The 16,125-nt window shown below is 63.9% G+C and carries 15 protein-coding genes and 1 pseudogene; 4 read left to right on the top strand and 12 right to left on the bottom strand.

Features of this window, described 5'->3' with window-relative positions; translation table 11 throughout:
• Positions 1-148 (bottom strand): annotated as a pseudogene (locus JMY28_RS37775) (muconate cycloisomerase); the annotation flags it as partial.
• Between the two features lie 193 nt (positions 149-341).
• Between JMY28_RS37775 and JMY28_RS37770 the strand changes: the two are divergent.
• Positions 342-1,262 (top strand): LysR family transcriptional regulator, encoded by a 921-nt coding sequence (locus JMY28_RS37770; RefSeq protein ID WP_201700973.1) that lies wholly within the window; start codon positions 342-344, stop codon positions 1,260-1,262.
• Positions 1,263-1,333: 71 nt separating this feature from the next.
• On the opposite strand, the gene JMY28_RS37765 is transcribed toward JMY28_RS37770, so the two are convergent.
• Positions 1,334-2,680 carry an MFS transporter gene (locus JMY28_RS37765; RefSeq protein WP_201700972.1) on the bottom strand — a complete coding sequence of 449 codons (1,347 nt, stop codon included), beginning with the start codon at positions 2,678-2,680 and terminating at the stop codon, positions 1,334-1,336.
• A 232-nt stretch (positions 2,681-2,912) separates the two neighbouring features.
• On the bottom strand, positions 2,913-3,824 hold the full coding sequence (locus JMY28_RS37760) for a haloalkane dehalogenase (protein ID WP_201700971.1): 912 nt from the start codon (positions 3,822-3,824) through the stop codon (positions 2,913-2,915).
• Between the two features lie 95 nt (positions 3,825-3,919).
• Here JMY28_RS37760 and pdxR point away from each other — a divergent pair, with 95 nt between their 5' ends.
• Positions 3,920-5,374: a MocR-like pyridoxine biosynthesis transcription factor PdxR gene (pdxR, locus tag JMY28_RS37755; RefSeq protein ID WP_236597230.1), complete on the top strand. Its 1,455-nt coding sequence runs from the start codon at positions 3,920-3,922 to the stop codon at positions 5,372-5,374.
• A gap of 25 nt (positions 5,375-5,399) precedes the next feature.
• Here pdxR and JMY28_RS37750 read toward each other — a convergent pair whose 3' ends face one another.
• The 3 genes from JMY28_RS37750 to ssuD all read right to left on the bottom strand — a co-directional run bounded on the left by JMY28_RS37750 (position 5,400) and on the right by ssuD (position 8,267).
• Positions 5,400-6,725 (bottom strand): type II toxin-antitoxin system HipA family toxin, encoded by a 1,326-nt coding sequence (locus JMY28_RS37750; RefSeq protein ID WP_201700969.1) that lies wholly within the window; start codon positions 6,723-6,725, stop codon positions 5,400-5,402.
• A 2-nt stretch (positions 6,726-6,727) separates the two neighbouring features.
• The gene (locus JMY28_RS37745; protein WP_201700968.1) at positions 6,728-6,973 is read right to left on the bottom strand and encodes a helix-turn-helix domain-containing protein; all 246 of its coding nucleotides are present in this window, start codon (positions 6,971-6,973) and stop codon (positions 6,728-6,730) included.
• A gap of 175 nt (positions 6,974-7,148) precedes the next feature.
• Positions 7,149-8,267, bottom strand: a complete 1,119-nt coding sequence (gene ssuD, locus JMY28_RS37740) for an FMNH2-dependent alkanesulfonate monooxygenase (protein WP_201700967.1) — start codon at positions 8,265-8,267, stop codon at positions 7,149-7,151.
• 214 nt (positions 8,268-8,481) lie between these two features.
• Here ssuD and JMY28_RS37735 point away from each other — a divergent pair, with 214 nt between their 5' ends.
• On the top strand, positions 8,482-8,859 hold the full coding sequence (locus tag JMY28_RS37735) for a DUF427 domain-containing protein (RefSeq protein WP_201700966.1): 378 nt from the start codon (positions 8,482-8,484) through the stop codon (positions 8,857-8,859).
• Positions 8,860-9,096: 237 nt separating this feature from the next.
• Positions 9,097-10,599 carry a sensor domain-containing diguanylate cyclase gene (locus tag JMY28_RS37730; RefSeq protein ID WP_236597229.1) on the top strand — a complete coding sequence of 501 codons (1,503 nt, stop codon included), beginning with the start codon at positions 9,097-9,099 and terminating at the stop codon, positions 10,597-10,599.
• 236 nt (positions 10,600-10,835) lie between these two features.
• Here JMY28_RS37730 and JMY28_RS37725 read toward each other — a convergent pair whose 3' ends face one another.
• From JMY28_RS37725 to JMY28_RS37700, 6 genes are all read right to left on the bottom strand, one after another.
• A complete protein-coding gene (locus tag JMY28_RS37725) occupies positions 10,836-11,114 on the bottom strand; it encodes an HU family DNA-binding protein (RefSeq protein WP_028207645.1) in 279 nt (92 codons plus the stop codon).
• 620 nt (positions 11,115-11,734) lie between these two features.
• Positions 11,735-12,292: a helix-turn-helix domain-containing protein gene (locus JMY28_RS37720; RefSeq protein WP_201700965.1), complete on the bottom strand. Its 558-nt coding sequence runs from the start codon at positions 12,290-12,292 to the stop codon at positions 11,735-11,737.
• Between the two features lie 13 nt (positions 12,293-12,305).
• Positions 12,306-13,601 carry an NAD(P)/FAD-dependent oxidoreductase gene (locus tag JMY28_RS37715; RefSeq protein ID WP_201700964.1) on the bottom strand — a complete coding sequence of 432 codons (1,296 nt, stop codon included), beginning with the start codon at positions 13,599-13,601 and terminating at the stop codon, positions 12,306-12,308.
• Between the two features lie 163 nt (positions 13,602-13,764).
• Positions 13,765-14,472 carry an amino acid ABC transporter permease gene (locus JMY28_RS37710; protein WP_201700963.1) on the bottom strand — a complete coding sequence of 236 codons (708 nt, stop codon included), beginning with the start codon at positions 14,470-14,472 and terminating at the stop codon, positions 13,765-13,767.
• Positions 14,469-15,200 (bottom strand): amino acid ABC transporter permease, encoded by a 732-nt coding sequence (locus JMY28_RS37705; RefSeq protein ID WP_201700962.1) that lies wholly within the window; start codon positions 15,198-15,200, stop codon positions 14,469-14,471. Before JMY28_RS37705 ends, JMY28_RS37710 begins: the two co-directional genes overlap by 4 nt.
• 16 nt (positions 15,201-15,216) lie before the next feature.
• Positions 15,217-15,999, bottom strand: coding sequence for an ABC transporter substrate-binding protein (locus tag JMY28_RS37700; RefSeq protein WP_201700978.1), 783 nt, complete (start codon positions 15,997-15,999; stop codon positions 15,217-15,219).
• Positions 16,000-16,125: the final 126 nt, after the last annotated feature.

The following is a 16,125-nucleotide window of genomic DNA, read 5'->3' as shown; positions in this document are numbered from 1 at the left end:
CGCCGATGCCGGTCACGCCATCGCTGCAGTACACCTTTACCAGCATCAGGGTTTGCCCGTACATCGTGGCGACCGATAGCTTGTGAGGGCGAATCGTCGGCAGATCTACCAAGCGGGTTTCAATACGTTCGATCGTCGCGGAAGTCATGTCGGATGCTGCGTAAGTGAAGAAGGTATGGTGGTTTTATACACGCCGAGCATCCGCAAGATCCAATACTATTTGCGTCCAATTCCATACCTTTATAATATGGAGACCGCTCAATCGCCCATGAACGGGCCGATATTGCGACGCATCATATTCTCCGAGTATCGAAAATTTGATGCTTCATTGGGAACAGACCATGGATCTTCGCCAGCTTCGTTACTTCGTTGCCGTTGTCCGCGAGCGCAATTTCACGCGCGCGGCGGAACAGCTTTGCATCGCTCAACCGCCGTTGAGCCGGCAGATTCAGTTGCTCGAACAGGAGATCGGCGTGCCGCTTCTGATTCGCAATACGCGGCCCGTGCGCACGACCGATGCGGGGCGTCTCGTCTACGAGCAGGCCATGCAGATCCTTGGGCGCGTCGAGCAACTGCAAGCGACCGCCAAACACGTGGGACTGCATCACCGCACCGTGTTGTCGATCGGCTTCGTCGCCTCCGTTCTGTATTCAGGACTGCCACCGTTGATGCGCAAGCTGCGGCAGAATGCGCCGGAACTCGACATCCAGATGGTCGAGCTCATGTCGGTGCAGCAGATTGAGGCATTGAAGGAAGGCCGCATCGACATCGGCTTCGGACGCGTGCGCCACAGCGACCCCAACGTGGCCGGTATCGTCCTGCGCGAAGAGCCGCTCGCCGTGGTGGTGCCGATCGGCAGCGAGATGGCACAGGAATCGACGCCGATTCCCATCGAGCAACTGGCCGGGCAAAAGCTGATCGTTTATCCCAAGGAGCCCCGCCCCAGTTTCGCCGATCAGGTATTGAACGTGTTGCACGGCGACGGCGTGCAACCGGGTGAAGTGCTGGAGGTGCGGGAAATCCAGACCGCGCTCGGCCTCGTCGCGGCCGAGTTCGGCGTATGCGTGATCCCGGCTTCAGCGCGGCAATTGCGCCAGGACGTGCACTACCGTCTGATAGACAGCGACCACGCGACTTCGCCCATCATCCTGAATCACCGTGTGAACGACAACTCGGTCTACGTCGATCTCGTGAAGCAACTGGTCAAGGAAATGTATGCCGAGCCGCAAACGTGGCTGCCGGCGAAGAAAAAGAACTCGTGAAAATGGGCAGGCCAGGTCGTGACGATGTCTCGCAACATCGTCACGACAAAGCGCAGGCAGGCTTCACAACATCAGTGGTTGGACGAGAGGGCGACCTCTGCCCTGACCGGATCGAGGCGCAGGCTAAACACGGCAAGCGCAGCGCCCGCAAGCGGTACGGCCAGCGCGAGGAAGAAACCCGCTGGGCCGCCCCACGACAGAAATGTGCCACCAATGGCCGATCCGGCAATCGCACCGGCACGGCCCATGCCAATGGCCCAGCCCGTGGCCGTGGCACGCAGGGCCGTCGGGTACGCACCCACGACCAGATAGTTCAAGGCGATCTGCTGCCCGCCAATGCCGAAACCCGCCGCACCTACGAGAGCGAAGACGAGCGCCCAATGGGTGCCGGCGTAGCTCAACCCGCACGCAATGGCGATGCCGAACGCGAACATCGCGCCCAGCAGATTCCGCGTGTTCACGCGCGGCAAAGCAAACGAAAGCGGAATGGCGCAAACGATGAACACGGCGTTGACGATCACGGTGCCGAGCGGCGCCTGCGCTGCAGGCAGCCCCGCGGATTTGAGGACTGTAGGCAACCACGAGAGGAGCATGAACCACGCAACCCAGTTGAGAAGATAAACGGCCCAGATTGCAAGCGTTTTCGCAGCGTACCCATCCCTGAACAGCGCGCCGACGCTCGCCTTTGCCACCGCCTCTTCGGGCACGGTGAAGCGGACATCGGGCGGCAGCGGCTGAGTCACGATTTTCGCGAGCGTGTTGTGCACGTAGCGCTGCCCGCGGGCGCCCCCTCGCGAGGCCTGGTAGTAAAGCGACTCGGGCAGCAAAAGCGCGGCGAGAACGAGCACGGCAAGCGGCACGCCGCCGCCCACGACAAAGATGCCCTGCCAGCCAATCACAGGCAACATGCGTGCCGCAAGCAGGCCGCCGAGCATCGCGCCAGCGGGCAAACCAAGCAGCACGCCGGTCATGATGGCGCCGCGCAGCCGTGCGGGACCATATTCGGCGGCAAGCGCGAGCAACACGGGCGTGCAACCGCCCATACCCAAGCCGGCGATGAAGCGAAGCACCAGAATGAGTTGGGGCGTGGTCGCCCAGGAGGTCGCCAACGTCGCGCAGCCAAAGAGCGCGAGGCCGATCATGATCGCGGGCCGGCGGCCTATCCGGTCGCCGACCAGACCCAGCGTCATCGCGCCCACCGTCATGCCGACTATCCCGGCGGTCAGAATGGGCGCGAGCGCGTTGGCGGGCAGCTTGAACGCAGCAAGAATGGCGGGCCCGGTGAAGGCGATGGCCTGCGTATCAAAGCCATCGAGCAGCGCAATCAGCACGCAGAGCGCGAGTACGCGCCACTGGAACGCGCCGAGCCGTTCTCTGTCGATGAGCACCGGAATGGAACGCGCGGAAGCGAGAGTCATGACGAAAGTCTCCAGACTGCACGCATCGGATGAATGCGTGGCGTTTGTTGTTTTGACACCGATCGAAGCTCGGCCAAGCATAGAGGCCGTAAAGGGACGCTGTCCAACACCGAATAGGTATCAATTCCATACTTTCAAAGCATAGTTGTCGAGACGCTATGGGCGGCAACGGCGCATTCATGCAAAACAGTCTGGGTGGCGATTTCATATGAAGTCCTAATCTAATGACGCTTCAGGGAACACGCCCCGTCGCCAACGCGTCCAGGAATTCGCGGATAGCAACGCCGATCTCGTGAGGCGAATCCTCCTGAATGTAATGGATACCCGCCACCGCCACTTCGCGCTGGTTGGGCCAGCTACGGCAAGCGTTCAGCGCGCGGCCCGTGAGCAGCGCGCCGGGCTCGGCGCGGATCAGCAGCTTGGGGATATCGCTCGCCGCGAGCCACGCTCCGTATGCTTCAACCGCTTGCGTCACGTCGGCAGGCTCGCCTTCGATCGGCAATTCGCGCGCCCACACGAGCGTCGTTCTGCGCGATTCGCGCGTGGCGAACGGCCTGCGCCACGCCTCCATTTCTTCTGGTGTCAGCGCGCGCAGCACGCTATGCGGCAACACCGTTTCGACGAAAAAATTTTCGTCGAGCACGAGACGCTCGCCGTCCTCCCCGCGCAGCGTGCGAAAAAGGGGTGCGCGTTCGGGCGGGAAATCACGCCACTGGCGCGGCTGCACGATGGCCTCCATATAAGCGATCGCATTCACGCGATGCGGGTGGCGGCGTGCCCAGTCGAAGCCCAGTGCCGAGCCCCAGTCGTGCAGCACCAGCGTCACGCGAGCGTGCGGCAGCACGGCGTCGAACCACGCGTCGAGATACCGCGCGTGATCGGCAAAGCGGCATGCGCCATCGGGCGCGGCAGGCGAATCGCCCATGCCGGCGAGGTCTGGCGCGAGGCAATGGTAAGCGTCGCTCAGATGCGGAATGACGTTGCGCCATAGCCGCGAAGACGTGGGATTGCCATGCAGCAGGACAACGGGGTCGCCCACGCCCGTATCGACGTAGACGATCGCGCCGCCCGGGATGGCCACGCGCTCGCGCGGATGCGGATCGCTAGCGCTGATTGCGGCGGCTGGAGTGGTGACGGTGTTCACGGCGCGGCTCCTTTGCGGTGAGAGGATGAGCCGATGCTAGAATCGAAACCGGCCCAGAAACAGGACCAGATTCGGCAAAGATTATGGAACCAGTCTTGCAGCTCGAAATCACCCTGCCCGAGCACGGATCGCGCGAGATCTTGCATGCGCTGCATCGCCAGTTGCGCGGGGCCATCGTCGAAGGCCGGCTCGCGGCCGGGCTGCGTCTGCCGTCGAGCCGCTCGCTCGCGCGCAGTTGCGGCGTCGCGCGCAATACGGTGCTTGCGGCCTACGATCTGCTCCTTGCAGAGGGCTACATCGTCACGCGTCCGGGCGGGGGGACGTTCGTGGGCGAAGTCGCGGCGCGTGGCGGCGCGTTGCCGTCCGATCCGGCCAGCGCGTCCGGAATCGCCGCAGAAGGCGACCCACGCCTGAATACGCGCTGGCGCATGCCACCGGCGCTCGTGCGACTCGATCCCAGCGCGAACTACGACTACGACTTCATCCTCGGCTTGCCCGACAAGCGCACGTTTGCCTTCGACGTCTGGCGGCGTCTTTCGGCGCGTGCGCTGCGTGGGCTTTCCAGGGCGCCTGCCGTGTACGCCGAACCGGAAGGCCGCGCCGCGCTGCGCGGGGCCATTGCGCACCACGTTTCCTATGCGCGCGCCGTTGCCTGCGAGGCTGGCGACGTCGTCGTCACGGCCGGCGCGCAACAGGCGTTCGATCTGCTCGCGCGCGTGCTCGTCACGCCGGGCAAGAGCGTCGTAGCGCTGGAGGACCCCGGCTACCCGCCGCTGCGCCGCGCGTTCGCGCTGGCGGGCGCGTGTATCGCGGGCGCGAGCGTCGACGCCGAGGGAATCGTCGTGGACGCCCTGCCGCCCGATGCGCGCGTGATCTGCGTCACGCCTTCGCATCAGTTTCCGTTAGGCGTCCCAATGTCGGCAGCCAGGCGGCGCGCGCTGCTAGCATTCGCGCAACGGCACGGCGCGGTCGTGATCGAGGACGACTACGATGGCGAATTCCGTCACGACGACCGCCCGCTCGACGCGCTGCAAACGCTCGACCGCCACGCGAGCGTTTGCTATGTCGGCACGTTTTCCAAATGCCTCTTTCCGGGGTTGCGCATGGGTTATGTCGTCGCGCCCGCCTGGGTACGCGATGCGCTGGTCGCTGCGCGCCAGTGTGCGGACTGGCACGGCAATCTGCTGGCGCAGGACACGCTCGCGGCATTCATGCGCGAGGGACATCTGGTGCGGCATATCCGCAAGATGCGCACGCAGTACCGCGCGCGCCGTGACGCGCTGCTCGAGGCGCTCGCACACCATTGCGGCACGTTCATGCTGCCCGTCGCGCCCGCCGCGGGGCTGCATCTCGCCGCCGGGATCGATACGAGCGTGCGTGCCGATGCGCTCGTCAGCGCCGCCGCGCGAGCGGGAATCCGTGTGCAGGCGCTGGCCAGTTTCGCCTTTGAGCCTCGGACGGCGCTCGAAGGACTCGCGTTTGGCTTTGGCATGATCGAGGCGCAGCGTATCGACGCGGCTATTGCGCGGCTTGCCGCCTGCGTGCGCTAAGGCGCAATCGGCGCCAACTGCGCCGTTATCGCGCCGCGAGGCGCTCCGCAGAAAAACGCAAGCCGTCGAAGAGACGCGCGGCCACCCGCTCGGGAAAGCCTTCAGGCAGCGCGGCCGCGACGTCTTCTATCGCACCGGGCGTACGCGCCAGCACGCGCTCGATCAACGGCCCCGCGTCCGGCCCGTAGTGGCACAGTCGCGCGGTAGCGTCGAAATGCGTGCGCTTCACGTCGCGCATGCGATAGTGGCGCGCCTTACCCCACACCGCCATGGCGAGCGACGCCTTGTGCCACGACCATTGATTGCCGCCGTCGCCTTCCACGGGCCAGATCGACATGACGTCATAGAGCGGCGCGAGCTGAAAGCGCCCTGCAGGCAACAGGCGGATGCTGAAATTCTTCGCGTGGCCGTCCGGCGCCGCGAGCATCCAGAAGACGATTTGCGCAGCGAGAAACGTTTCGATGTCCTCCCGCGCCTGCTGCGACTGGCGCAAGAGACCCGCAATCTCACGCACGCCTGGACCGCCATGCGCTTCGTACTTGCGATGCGGCGGCACGCCGAGCGCCTGGCAGAAGTCCTCCTGTGGCAGGCGCAACAAACCACCCGCGCGCGAACGCGTACGGTCGAAGCGCTCGACGCAGAGCACCTTCTGCGCGCCGAACTTGATGATCTGCGCCTGCGAAGCGGGCAATCCGTAGGCCCTCAGCAGTGCCAGGCAAAGCCATTCGTTTTCGACCGAGGTATTGAAGTCCACCTTGCGATGGCCGATCAGCCCCAGCGGCAGCTTGAAAATGTGGGTGGTGGGCGTGGCGCCGCGCGGCAGCAGCCACTTGCCGCGGTGGCGCAAGAGCGCGGTCTTCTCCTGCGCGCCCGCCAGCGAAATGCGCAGATCGTCGGCCTCCGGCATGCCACCGGGCAGCGCGCCGGCCGTTTCGAGCAGCAGGCGTTCGATGACGCCATCGCTCAATACCGTACCTTCGATGCGGTCGACGCGGCCCGGCGTTTCGTCCTCACCTAGCAGTTGCACCGCGCCCACGCAATCGCGCCCGATGGCCTTGAGGAGGTCGAAGGCGTCGAGCGTATCCGTGCGAAAACGCGCGGCGATGCGGCGACGGATAGGCTCGCTGTCGGGCAGGAGATTGTCGAAATAGTGCTGCACGCGCTCGCCGCGCAACGGCACATCGCCAATGCCGAACGGCAGCGAGAGCGAAAGCGGCCGACCCAGCGCCGAGCGTTTCCAGGCGTCGTCATAACGCAGTTCGGTGTCGCCGGAGGGCGTCATGAGCCACGTGCCCACACGCTCGCCGTTGGCCCAGATCGAAAGCGCGCGCGAATGCGATTTGCGGCCCATAGTCACCACTCCGGCGTGCCGGCCGCCGCCTCGCGCGACTGCACACAGAGTTCCAGCCCGTAGAGCGCGAAAAGCGCGAGCATCTGCTCGAGCGAGAGGCTGGCGGCGCCCGTGGTTTCGAGCGCGGAAAGGCGCGGCTGGCCGATGCCGAGAGTCGCCGCGGCCTGCGCCTGCGTCATGCCGCGCGCCTTGCGGGCCGATTGCAGAATCTCGCCAAGCCCGCCTGGCGTCTGGACGATGATCTTCATGGCATATTCCTGTGAGGCATAAACGCATTATATGCCTGTGGGGAATATTTCGCCAATATCACTCACACAAATAAATCAAAAATATCACCTACACGAATAATCGTATGGCAATCCTCCTGCATCCGGTTCAGTCGCCTCGCACGGCGGCGCTCACGCGCGCGTCCTCCTGCGCTCGCTAGCGCGCGCGCACGTCGAACGCGCCGCCCGTCAAGGCCTGATCGCGCAACGTCACCGGTTTCTTGCCCGGCAGCAGCGGGAACACCAGTTCGGCGAAGCGGATCGCCTCTTCGAGGTGCGGATAGCCGGAGAGCACGAAGCTGTCCGCGCCGGCGTCCACGTATTCCTTCAGGCGCGCCGCCACGGTTTGCGGGTCGCCCACCAGCGCCGTACCCGCGCCGCCGCGCACGAGGCCCACGCCGGCCCACAGATTCGGGCTGATCTCGAGCTTGTCGCGGCTGCCGCCGTGCAGCTCGGCCATGCGGCGCTGGCCCACCGAATCCATGCGCGCGTAATTTTCCTGGGCGCGGCGGATATCGTCGTCGTCGAGCTTGCTGATGAGGCGCTCGGCGGCGGCCCACGCTTCGTCGTTGGTCTCGCGCACGATCACGTGCAGGCGCACGCCCAGCCTGAGCGTGCGCCCGTGGCGCGCCGCCCGCGCGCGGATATCGGCGAACTTCTGCGCGACGGCCTCGGGTGGCTCGCCCCACGTGAGATAGGCATCCACGTGCTTCGCCGCCAACTCGTGCGCCGCCGGCGACGAGCCGCCGAAATACAGCGGCGGATGCGGCGTCTGGACCGGCGCGTGAAAGTTCTGCGCGCCTTGCACGCGCAAATGCTTGCCCTCGAAGTTCACCGTCTCGCCGCGCAGCAGATCGCGCCAGATCGTGAGGAATTCGTCGGCGGCTTCGTAGCGCTCGTCGTGCCCGAGGAACACGCCGTCTGCCGCGAGTTCGGTGGCGTCGCCGCCCGGCACGACGTTGAGCAGCAAACGGCCGTTCAGCGCCTGGTCGAGCGTGGCTGCCTGGCGCGCCGAAGCGGTGGGGCCGCCGAGCGACGTGCGCAGCGCGACGAGCAGCTTGATGCGCTGGGTGACGCTCGCAAGGCTCGCTGCCGTCACCCACGGGTCGAGGCAACTGCTGCCGGTGGGAATGAGGAGGCCGTCGTAGCCGAGTTCTTCGGCGGTAACGGCAATCTGGCGCATATAGGCGTTGGTCGGCGCGCGGCCGAAATCGGATTTGCCGAGGTAGCGTGTGTCGCCGGAGGTCGGCAAGAACCAGAAAATATCGAGGCTCATCAGTGATCCTGCTGCGGGTAAATGAAGGCGCGGGCGATGACTCGAAGCACGCAGGCTTGCGGCGCAATCGCGTGACTATCGCCGCCCGTGCGTCGAACTCAGTCGCGCCCCCATTGAAACAGTCCGCAGCGCTTTCCCCTACCAGTTAATCTGCAATTGCATATCATGTATTCGGCTAAACGCCTGCCTTTCCACCTTCGCGAGGAACCCAGTCATGGACACACGGACCGTCAAGATCCCAGGCCCCGATCACCCGATCACGGTCGAACCGGCGCGCACGCGCGTGGTGGTGAAAGCAGGCGGCCGCGTAGTTGCCGATACGCGCCGCGCGCTCACACTGCGCGAGGCGAGCTATCCGGCGGTGTTTTACATACCGCGAGAGGACGCCGACATGTCGCTGCTCTCGCGTACGGAACACAAGAGCTGGTGCCCCTACAAGGGCGAGGCTTCGTACTACTCGATCACGCCAGGCGGCGCGCAAGCCGTGAACGCGATATGGAGCTACGAAACGCCGCATGAAGCGGTGTCGGCAATCAAGGACCATCTTGCGTTCTACCCTGATCGTGTCGATGCGATCGAAACGTCCGATTGAACGCGCCGCGCCGCCTTTCGATGCGTAACGCGTCGAAAGGCGACGTTATCTGCTCAGGTTTTTCCCCGAATCGGCCGTTAAACATGTTGGCTTACTGGACGACGAATCGGCCACCACCGACGCCGCGGCGACGCTGCATCTGCATCGTTGACGCCCACTCGGCCCCCAAGGTGTGCCAGGATTCGGTTATTCGTGCGGCACAGCCCGCCGCGCCCCGCTCCCTTACATCCAACCGACATGCAACAAGGCACCCCGGCCACTGCTGCCAGTTTTGCCAACATGGGCGTCGATCTGCTCGACTTCTTCGACGTGACGCCCACCTCCTTGTGGCTCGAAGACTATAGCCAGCTGCGCGCGCTCTTCGATCGCTGGCGCGCACAAGGCGTGACCAACCTGCGCCGTTTCCTCGAAGACGATCCGCGTCGCGTGGCCGAATGTTCCGCCTGCATCCGCGTGCTCAAGGTCAACCGCCATACGCTCGATCTTTACGGTGCGCGCGACTATGAAGAACTCGCCGCGCATCTCGCCCAGGTGCTGCGCGATGACATGTTTCAGGCGCACGTGGGCGAACTCGAGCAGATGTGGGACGGCCATAGCACGTTCGAGAGCAAGAGCGTGAACTACACGCTGCGCGGCCGGCGCATGGACATCTTGTTGCGTGGCGTGATCCTGCCAGGCCACGAAGCCGACTGGAGCCGCGTGCTCGTGGCCATCGAAGACGTCTCGGCGCTCGAAGAAGCGCGCCATCGTGCGGCCGCGAGCGAGCAATACGCGCTCGGCATTTTCGAGCACGCGCCGGTTTCGCTGTGGGTCGAAAACTTCTCTGCCATTCGCGAGTTGCTCAACGAAGTCCGCGAGCAGGGCATCATCGACTTTCGCACCTTCACCGACGTACACCCTGAATTCGTCGAGCGCTGCATGAGCGAGATCCAGGTGCTCGACGTGAATCACTATACGCTGGGCATGTTTCGCGCGCCGGACAAAGCCACGCTGCTCGCGCGCCTGCCCGAAGTGTTCCGCGACGAAATGCGCCCGCATTTCCGCGAGCAATTGCTCGAGCTATGGGAAGGCCGCCTGTTCCAGCAGCGCGAGGTGGTGAACTACGCGCTCGACGGCAGCGAAGTCAACGTGCACCTGCAGTTTTCGGTGTTTCCGGGCCACGAGACGCAATGGGACCTCGTGCTGCTCGCGCTCACCGACATCACGGCGCGCAAGAAAGCCGAGGCCTACCTCGAATTCCTCGGCAAGCATGACGTGCTCACGAAGCTCAAGAACCGCTCGTTCTATGTGGACGAACTCAATCGTCTGCATCGCAAGGGGCCATTCCCGGTGAGCGCGATCGTCGTCGATATGGACAACTTGAAGACAGTGAACGACCAGCTTGGCCACGCGGCCGGCGACGCGTTGCTGCGCCGCGCAGGCGAAGTGCTCGCGAAAGCAATCCAGAAGCCGTATCAGGCCGCGCGCATCGGCGGCGACGAATTTGCCGTGCTGATGCCCGGCGCCGACGCGCGCGATGCGCAAACCGTGGTGGACAGCATCACCAAACTCGTGGAGTTGAACAACCAGTTTTACGGCGGACCGAAACTGAGCTTTTCAATGGGTTTTGCGAGCTGCGAGGAAGGCGAAAGCGTGGAAGCGATGCTGCGTGAAGCCGATGCGGCGATGTACGAGGCCAAGCGCCGCCGCAACGAAATGAGCGGCACGGCGATGGAAGCCGACGCAGCGCGCGATGCCTGAGTTTCAACACGCGAGGCGTGAGAAACGCTTCGGATACCGTAAGAGAATCAGGGAAGAAAAAGCGGCCGGCATGTGAGCACGCCGGCTTGCCGAAGGCCTTGCGCCCTCGTTTTACACACTCAGACGAGCGGCGTGATGCCACTTGCCTGAGTGCGTGCCACCGTACTGGCGTGATACTGCGCCGCGCGCCAGCAAGCCAGCAGCGCGCGTATCCCGCCATGACGGCGGACCTGGCATCACGACGCGTTGACGGCGTCCTTGAATGCCTTGCCAGCGGTGAACTTCACCGTCTTGGCGGCGGCAATCTGGATCTCCGCACCCGTGGCCGGGTTGCGGCCCACGCGGGCGGCACGCTGGCCAGTCGAGAACGAGCCGAAGCCGACGAGTTGCACGGAGTCACCCGAGGTGACCGCACGCGTAACGACGTCGAGAATCGCGTCGATGGCTGCGCCCGTGGCTGCCTTGGTCTCGCCCGTGCTAGCGGCGACTGCGTCAATGAGTTCCTGTTTGTTCATCTGCTACCTGTGTTGAGTTGAGAAAACCTGCATACCCTACCTCACGCGGGCAAAACAGGCAAATCGCGTTGCATATGGAAACGCGTCGATCGCCCGCCCGGCACGCGTTTTGCGCTGGGCGCGCAAGGGGCGAAAGCCGAATCAATAGCACAACGCGGAGTTACTGTGTAGACAAAACCACGTTAAAAATTGGCAAAAAGGCACAAAAACGACATTACGGCGGTTTCAAGCAGGTCGATACAGGAACGATTCGTGCAGATGACCGCTAACGGATAAGAAAAATCAGCGATGTTTCCGATTTTGACCAAGCCAGAAAAAAATGCCTCACCGGGGCAACCGCCGGTCTGTGTTCCCTGCGGGGATGCCGGCCAGCAAGACATCCGGCGAGCCGCCCGGGCGGCCCGAGCGGGCCGTTATGCAACTTCGGAACCGCGATCCAAAGCCGGAATGGCGGGCTGCCGAATCGCATCCTGCCTTTCAGTTGCGCAACGTAAGACACGCATGAACGCCTTTCGCCTTTGCTAGCGTCAGCGCAAAAGGATTTAGCGTGTTCAGTCGATGTATTGCTCAGTCATACTGATTATTTGTCGACTCGCCGCGTTCGGCCTCGACGGCCAGTCTCAGGTGAAAACCCATAGCACGCGCGCCGGCGCATCTGCGAGATTGGCATAACGGAAACGGCAGCGCGCCGGCAACTGGAAGCTGTCGTTGGCCCGCAGCGTCACGGGTTCTTCGTTGCCCTCCAGCCAGATCGTGAGCTCGCCTTCGAGCACGAAGCCGCCCTGCTCGTCGCTGTCGTCGACGGGGCGCTCGCCGCTCGTCGCGCCAGGGTCGAGCTGGCTCTCCAGCATCGAGAAACCCGAGGACATGCTGGGCGAAACGAGCACGTCCGTAATGCCGCCGCCATAGTAAAGCGTGCGCCGCTCGCCTGGTCTCGTGACCCACGGCAGCTCGCGCGGCATGCTCACGCTGTAGAAGTAAGTGGTGGGCGTCTGCAGCGCCTCGCCGATGGCCGTGAGATCCGCCACCGTGGGCCGCGAAAGACCACGTTCGACCTGCGAAAGAAAGCCCACCGAGCGGCCAATTTTTTGCGCGAGATCGGCGAGCGTCACCTTCTTGTGTTTGCGCAGATCGCGAATGAGAATCGCGAGGCCTTCTATTTCGTCCTGCTGGTCCATACGTATCTCTCTGTCACACGACGTCGCGCAGGCGATACCACAACTTGCCGAGCGCCTCGAGGGGCGCTGCGAAGCGCTCGCCGCCCGGAAAGCGCGGATTATGCATGCGCTCATAGAGCGAGAGCAAACGCGGCTCGCCGAGGATGGCATCGGCAACGGCGCGCGCCGCCGCGAGCGTCGGCAGGACGCCGTGCCCGGAAAAGCCCTGCAGCCAGTAGCGATCGCGTTCATGACCGACGTCGGGCGTGCGGCGAATACTGATGTCGATATGACCGCCCCACGCGTAGTCGAATTCGACGCCGCGCAGCGGCGGGAATGCGCGCTCGAGATTCGGGCGGATCGCCGCGCCAATGTCCTTCGGGATGCCGCCAAGATAGGTGCACGCACCGCCAAAAAGCAAGCGATCGTCCGGGCTCAGGCGGAAGTAGTCCGGCACGAACTGATTGTCGATCACGCAACTGTTGCGCGGCAGCAGCGAGCGAGCAAGCGCAGGGTCGAGCCTGCGCGTGGCGACCTGCCAGGTGCCCACGGGCAGCACTCGGCCTGCGAGATCGCTATCGAGCCGGTCGATGTAGGCGTTGCAGGCGAGCACCAGCGCGCCGGCGCGCACCGTGCCTTCCCGCGTGCTCGCCACGTAGCCACTCGGCGTTTCGCGATACGCGAGCACACGGCTTTGCTCGAAGATGGCGCCGCCCGCGCGCTCGATGGCGTCGGCGAGGCCGAGCGCGAGCTTGAGCGGATCGAGATGCCCCGCCTCAGGATCGTAGAGCGCCGCGCGATAACGGCGGCTGCCGATCCACTCCGGCATCTCCGACTCGGGAATGAACCGCAGGCGCTCGTAGCCCCACTTTTGCGCGGCCTCGTCGCGGGCGGCTTCGAGCATGGCGACACGCGAACGCCGGACTGCCGCCCACAGGCTGCCTGGCCGGTAGTCGATGTCAAAGCCGTGCCGCGCAGGCAACGCGCGCACTTCGGCGGCGGCCCAGCGCATGCTGTCCCACAGCTCGCGCGCGCCCGCCAAACCCAGCGCTTGCTCGAACGGCGGCATGTCGCACGACCAGCCGAGCAGCGCCTGACCGCCGTTGCGTCCCGAGGCGGCCCACGCCACGCGGCTCGCCTCGACGAGCGCCACGCGCCGCCCGGCCAGCGCGAGCCGCAACGCCGTGTGCAGGCCGCTGAAGCCTGCGCCGACAACCAGAACGTCCGCGTGGTGATCGCCCGCCAGCGCGGGGCGCTCGGGCAGCGCGCCGCTTTCGGCGTAGTGACTTGCGTAATAGCTTTCTATATGACGAGTCGATTCGGCGAACATGGGGCGCGCAAGTGAAATTTTTCACGTTAAATTTCATGAAAAAATATCACGACAATTTCACGCACGCAACCTGGTTATGGTGCGCAGTGCGGTAGTCGCCCGCGCTTCGTCTCGACGCTCACCCACGCCCCCTGCCTGCGTTCCGAGCACGAGCAGCGCAGTGTCACCGGGCGGCTTCGCCTCCATGCAGCCTCGGCAGCTTGCGGCGCGCGAGCAGCGCATTGGCACTCCACTGCAGCGCACCGCACAGCAGCAGATAAACGAGCCCGACGAACAGGAAGATCTGCGCCGGATACACCAGCAGGCGATTATTGAGTTGATTGGCGAGAAACGTGAACTCCGGCACACCGACGATATAGGCGAGCGACGTGTCCTTGATCAACGCCACCCACTGATTCACGAACGACGGCATCATCACCCGCACCGCTTGCGGCAGGATGACTTCGCGTAATGCCTGCCAGCGCGTCAAGCCAAGCGAGAGCGCAGCCTGCCGCTGTCCATCGCTGATCGACGTGATGCCCGCATAGACCGAATGCGACAGATACGCGCCGCCGATCAGCGCCAGTGCACACACGACGGTCGCAAGGCCCGGAACGTCGACGTGCAGCAGGATCGGCATCAAGAAGAAGGTCCAGAAAATCAGCATGAGCACCGGTATCGCGCGAAAGAACGCGACTCCGGCGGTCAGTGCGAGACGCGTGACTCCGCGCGTCATCGCGAGCGCGACGCCAAGCACGAGTCCGATCAACGCCGCGAGCAGCGCCGACACCACGGAGAGCGCGATCGTCAGCGCAACGCCACCCAGCGGTCCCGCCGGAAACGCGCCGAGCATCAGATAACGCAAAGCAGGAAACCACTCGAACTCGTTCACGCACGGCCTCGCTGCAACCCGCGCGGACCGCCGCGTTGCCAGAGCACCAGCGCGACCTCGATCACCGCGATCGCCAGCACATAGAAGAAGGTGGCCGTGCCGAATGCCTGGAACGTCCTGAAGCTCTCCGTATCGACCTGGCGCGACATGTACGACAGTTCCCCAACGCCGATCGCCATCGTCAGCGACGAGTTTTTTATCACGTTCATGTATTGGCCAGCGAGCGGCGGCGTCGCAATGCGCAACGCCTGTGGCAGGATCACATAGCGCAGGGTCGCGTAACGGCTCATGCCAAGCGCTGCGGCTGCGTGCCACTGCGCATGGTTCACGCCTCGCATACCGGCCAGAAACTCTTCGCCGATGAACGCTGTGGTGTAGCAGGTCAGTCCGACCCAGCCAGCGAACAGTTCGAAACTCGGCCAGCGCAGCGTGAGCGGCCCGAACGTTGCCAGGTGCGGCGTGTTGAGCCAGTTCATCCAGCCGGACGGCAACACAGTCGCGGCGCCGAAATACCAGAACAGCAGTTGAACGAGCAGCGGCGAATTGCGGAAGACGAACACGTAGAGCGCCGCCACGCGTGCAATCGCACGGGTACGTGCCGTGCGCGCGACCGCCAGCAGAAAGCCCAGCGGCGTCGCGCACGACGCCGCGCAGGCGGAGAGCATCAACGTAACGAAGAAACCTTGTTCGAGCCACGCGAGATACTTCGGTTCAAGCCAGTTATGCATGAATCAGCCGCAGCGCTCAACTGTTCTTTTGCGGATCGCCGATCTTGAAGAGACGGGGCAGCGGCGCCGCACTCTTCGGGCCGAACCACTTGTCATAAATCTGCGCGGCTTCGCCGTCGGTTTCCAGGTGCGTCAGCGTGCTGTTCACCGCATCGAGCAAACGCGTCTCGCCTTTGGGTACGCCAACGCCTTCGTAATCGTTCGAGATCGTGAACGGGGGAATCTCGTAGTTCTCCTTGTCCGGCGCGCGTGCAAGTAGCGCGACGAGCTTCGGACCGTCCTGCGTAATGGCCTGCACGTTCCCCGTGCGCAGCGCAGCGAAAGCGAAAGGCGTGTCATCGTAGGCGACGATGGTTGCGTTCGGGAATTTCGCGCGCACCTGTTGCTCGTTGGTCGTGCCTTTGTCCGCACCAATACGCAGGCCATTGAGCTGTTCCGAAGACTTCAGCACGCCTTTCTTCGCAATGAACTGAGTGCCGGACGCGAAATACGGCGTGCTGAAATCCACTTCCTTCTTGCGATCGTCGGTAATCGTAAAGTTGGCGAATACCAGATCGACCTTGCCCGACTTCAGAAACGCGATGCGGTTGGCGGGATTGGTGGGCTGAATTTCCAGCTTCACACCAAGGCTCTTGGCCACAGCGCGCGCGTAGTCCACGTCAAGCCCAACGATCTGATTGTCTTTCGGGTCGACGAAACCGAACGGCGCGTTGCTGTCGAATGCAGCAACGCGCAATACGCCTGCCCGCTTGATATCGTCCAGACGATCCGCATGCGCGGAGGTCGATGCCACGACCATGAGTGCCGTCAACAGTGCGCCTGGCACTGCGCCCCAGATGCTGCGTTTCATTATCGAATTTCCTTCTTCTTATGTTGCCCTTGCGCTGCCACTGAACATTCGCGCTGGCGAAGTACGCAGCCTACC

The sequence above is a fragment of the Paraburkholderia hiiakae genome, assembly GCF_904848665.1.
Taxonomy (GTDB): Bacteria; Pseudomonadota; Gammaproteobacteria; order Burkholderiales; family Burkholderiaceae; genus Paraburkholderia; species Paraburkholderia hiiakae.
Note: the sequence above shows the minus strand (reverse complement) of the source record. Positions and strands in the feature narration are given on the sequence as shown.

Coding starts and splice junctions, on each gene's coding strand:
- JMY28_RS37700 (WP_201700978.1), bottom strand. CDS start 15,999: ATGGTCGTGGCATCGACCTCCGCGCATGCGGATCGTCTGGACGATATC.
- JMY28_RS37770 (WP_201700973.1), top strand. CDS start 342: ATGGATCTTCGCCAGCTTCGTTACTTCGTTGCCGTTGTCCGCGAGCGC.
- JMY28_RS37720 (WP_201700965.1), bottom strand. CDS start 12,292: ATGGACCAGCAGGACGAAATAGAAGGCCTCGCGATTCTCATTCGCGAT.
- JMY28_RS37765 (WP_201700972.1), bottom strand. CDS start 2,680: ATGACTCTCGCTTCCGCGCGTTCCATTCCGGTGCTCATCGACAGAGAA.
- ssuD (WP_201700967.1), bottom strand. CDS start 8,267: ATGAGCCTCGATATTTTCTGGTTCTTGCCGACCTCCGGCGACACACGC.
- JMY28_RS37730 (WP_236597229.1), top strand. CDS start 9,097: ATGCAACAAGGCACCCCGGCCACTGCTGCCAGTTTTGCCAACATGGGC.
- JMY28_RS37750 (WP_201700969.1), bottom strand. CDS start 6,725: ATGGGCCGCAAATCGCATTCGCGCGCGCTTTCGATCTGGGCCAACGGC.
- JMY28_RS37745 (WP_201700968.1), bottom strand. CDS start 6,973: ATGAAGATCATCGTCCAGACGCCAGGCGGGCTTGGCGAGATTCTGCAA.
- JMY28_RS37735 (WP_201700966.1), top strand. CDS start 8,482: ATGGACACACGGACCGTCAAGATCCCAGGCCCCGATCACCCGATCACG.
- JMY28_RS37705 (WP_201700962.1), bottom strand. CDS start 15,200: ATGCATAACTGGCTTGAACCGAAGTATCTCGCGTGGCTCGAACAAGGT.
- JMY28_RS37725 (WP_028207645.1), bottom strand. CDS start 11,114: ATGAACAAACAGGAACTCATTGACGCAGTCGCCGCTAGCACGGGCGAG.
- JMY28_RS37715 (WP_201700964.1), bottom strand. CDS start 13,601: ATGTTCGCCGAATCGACTCGTCATATAGAAAGCTATTACGCAAGTCAC.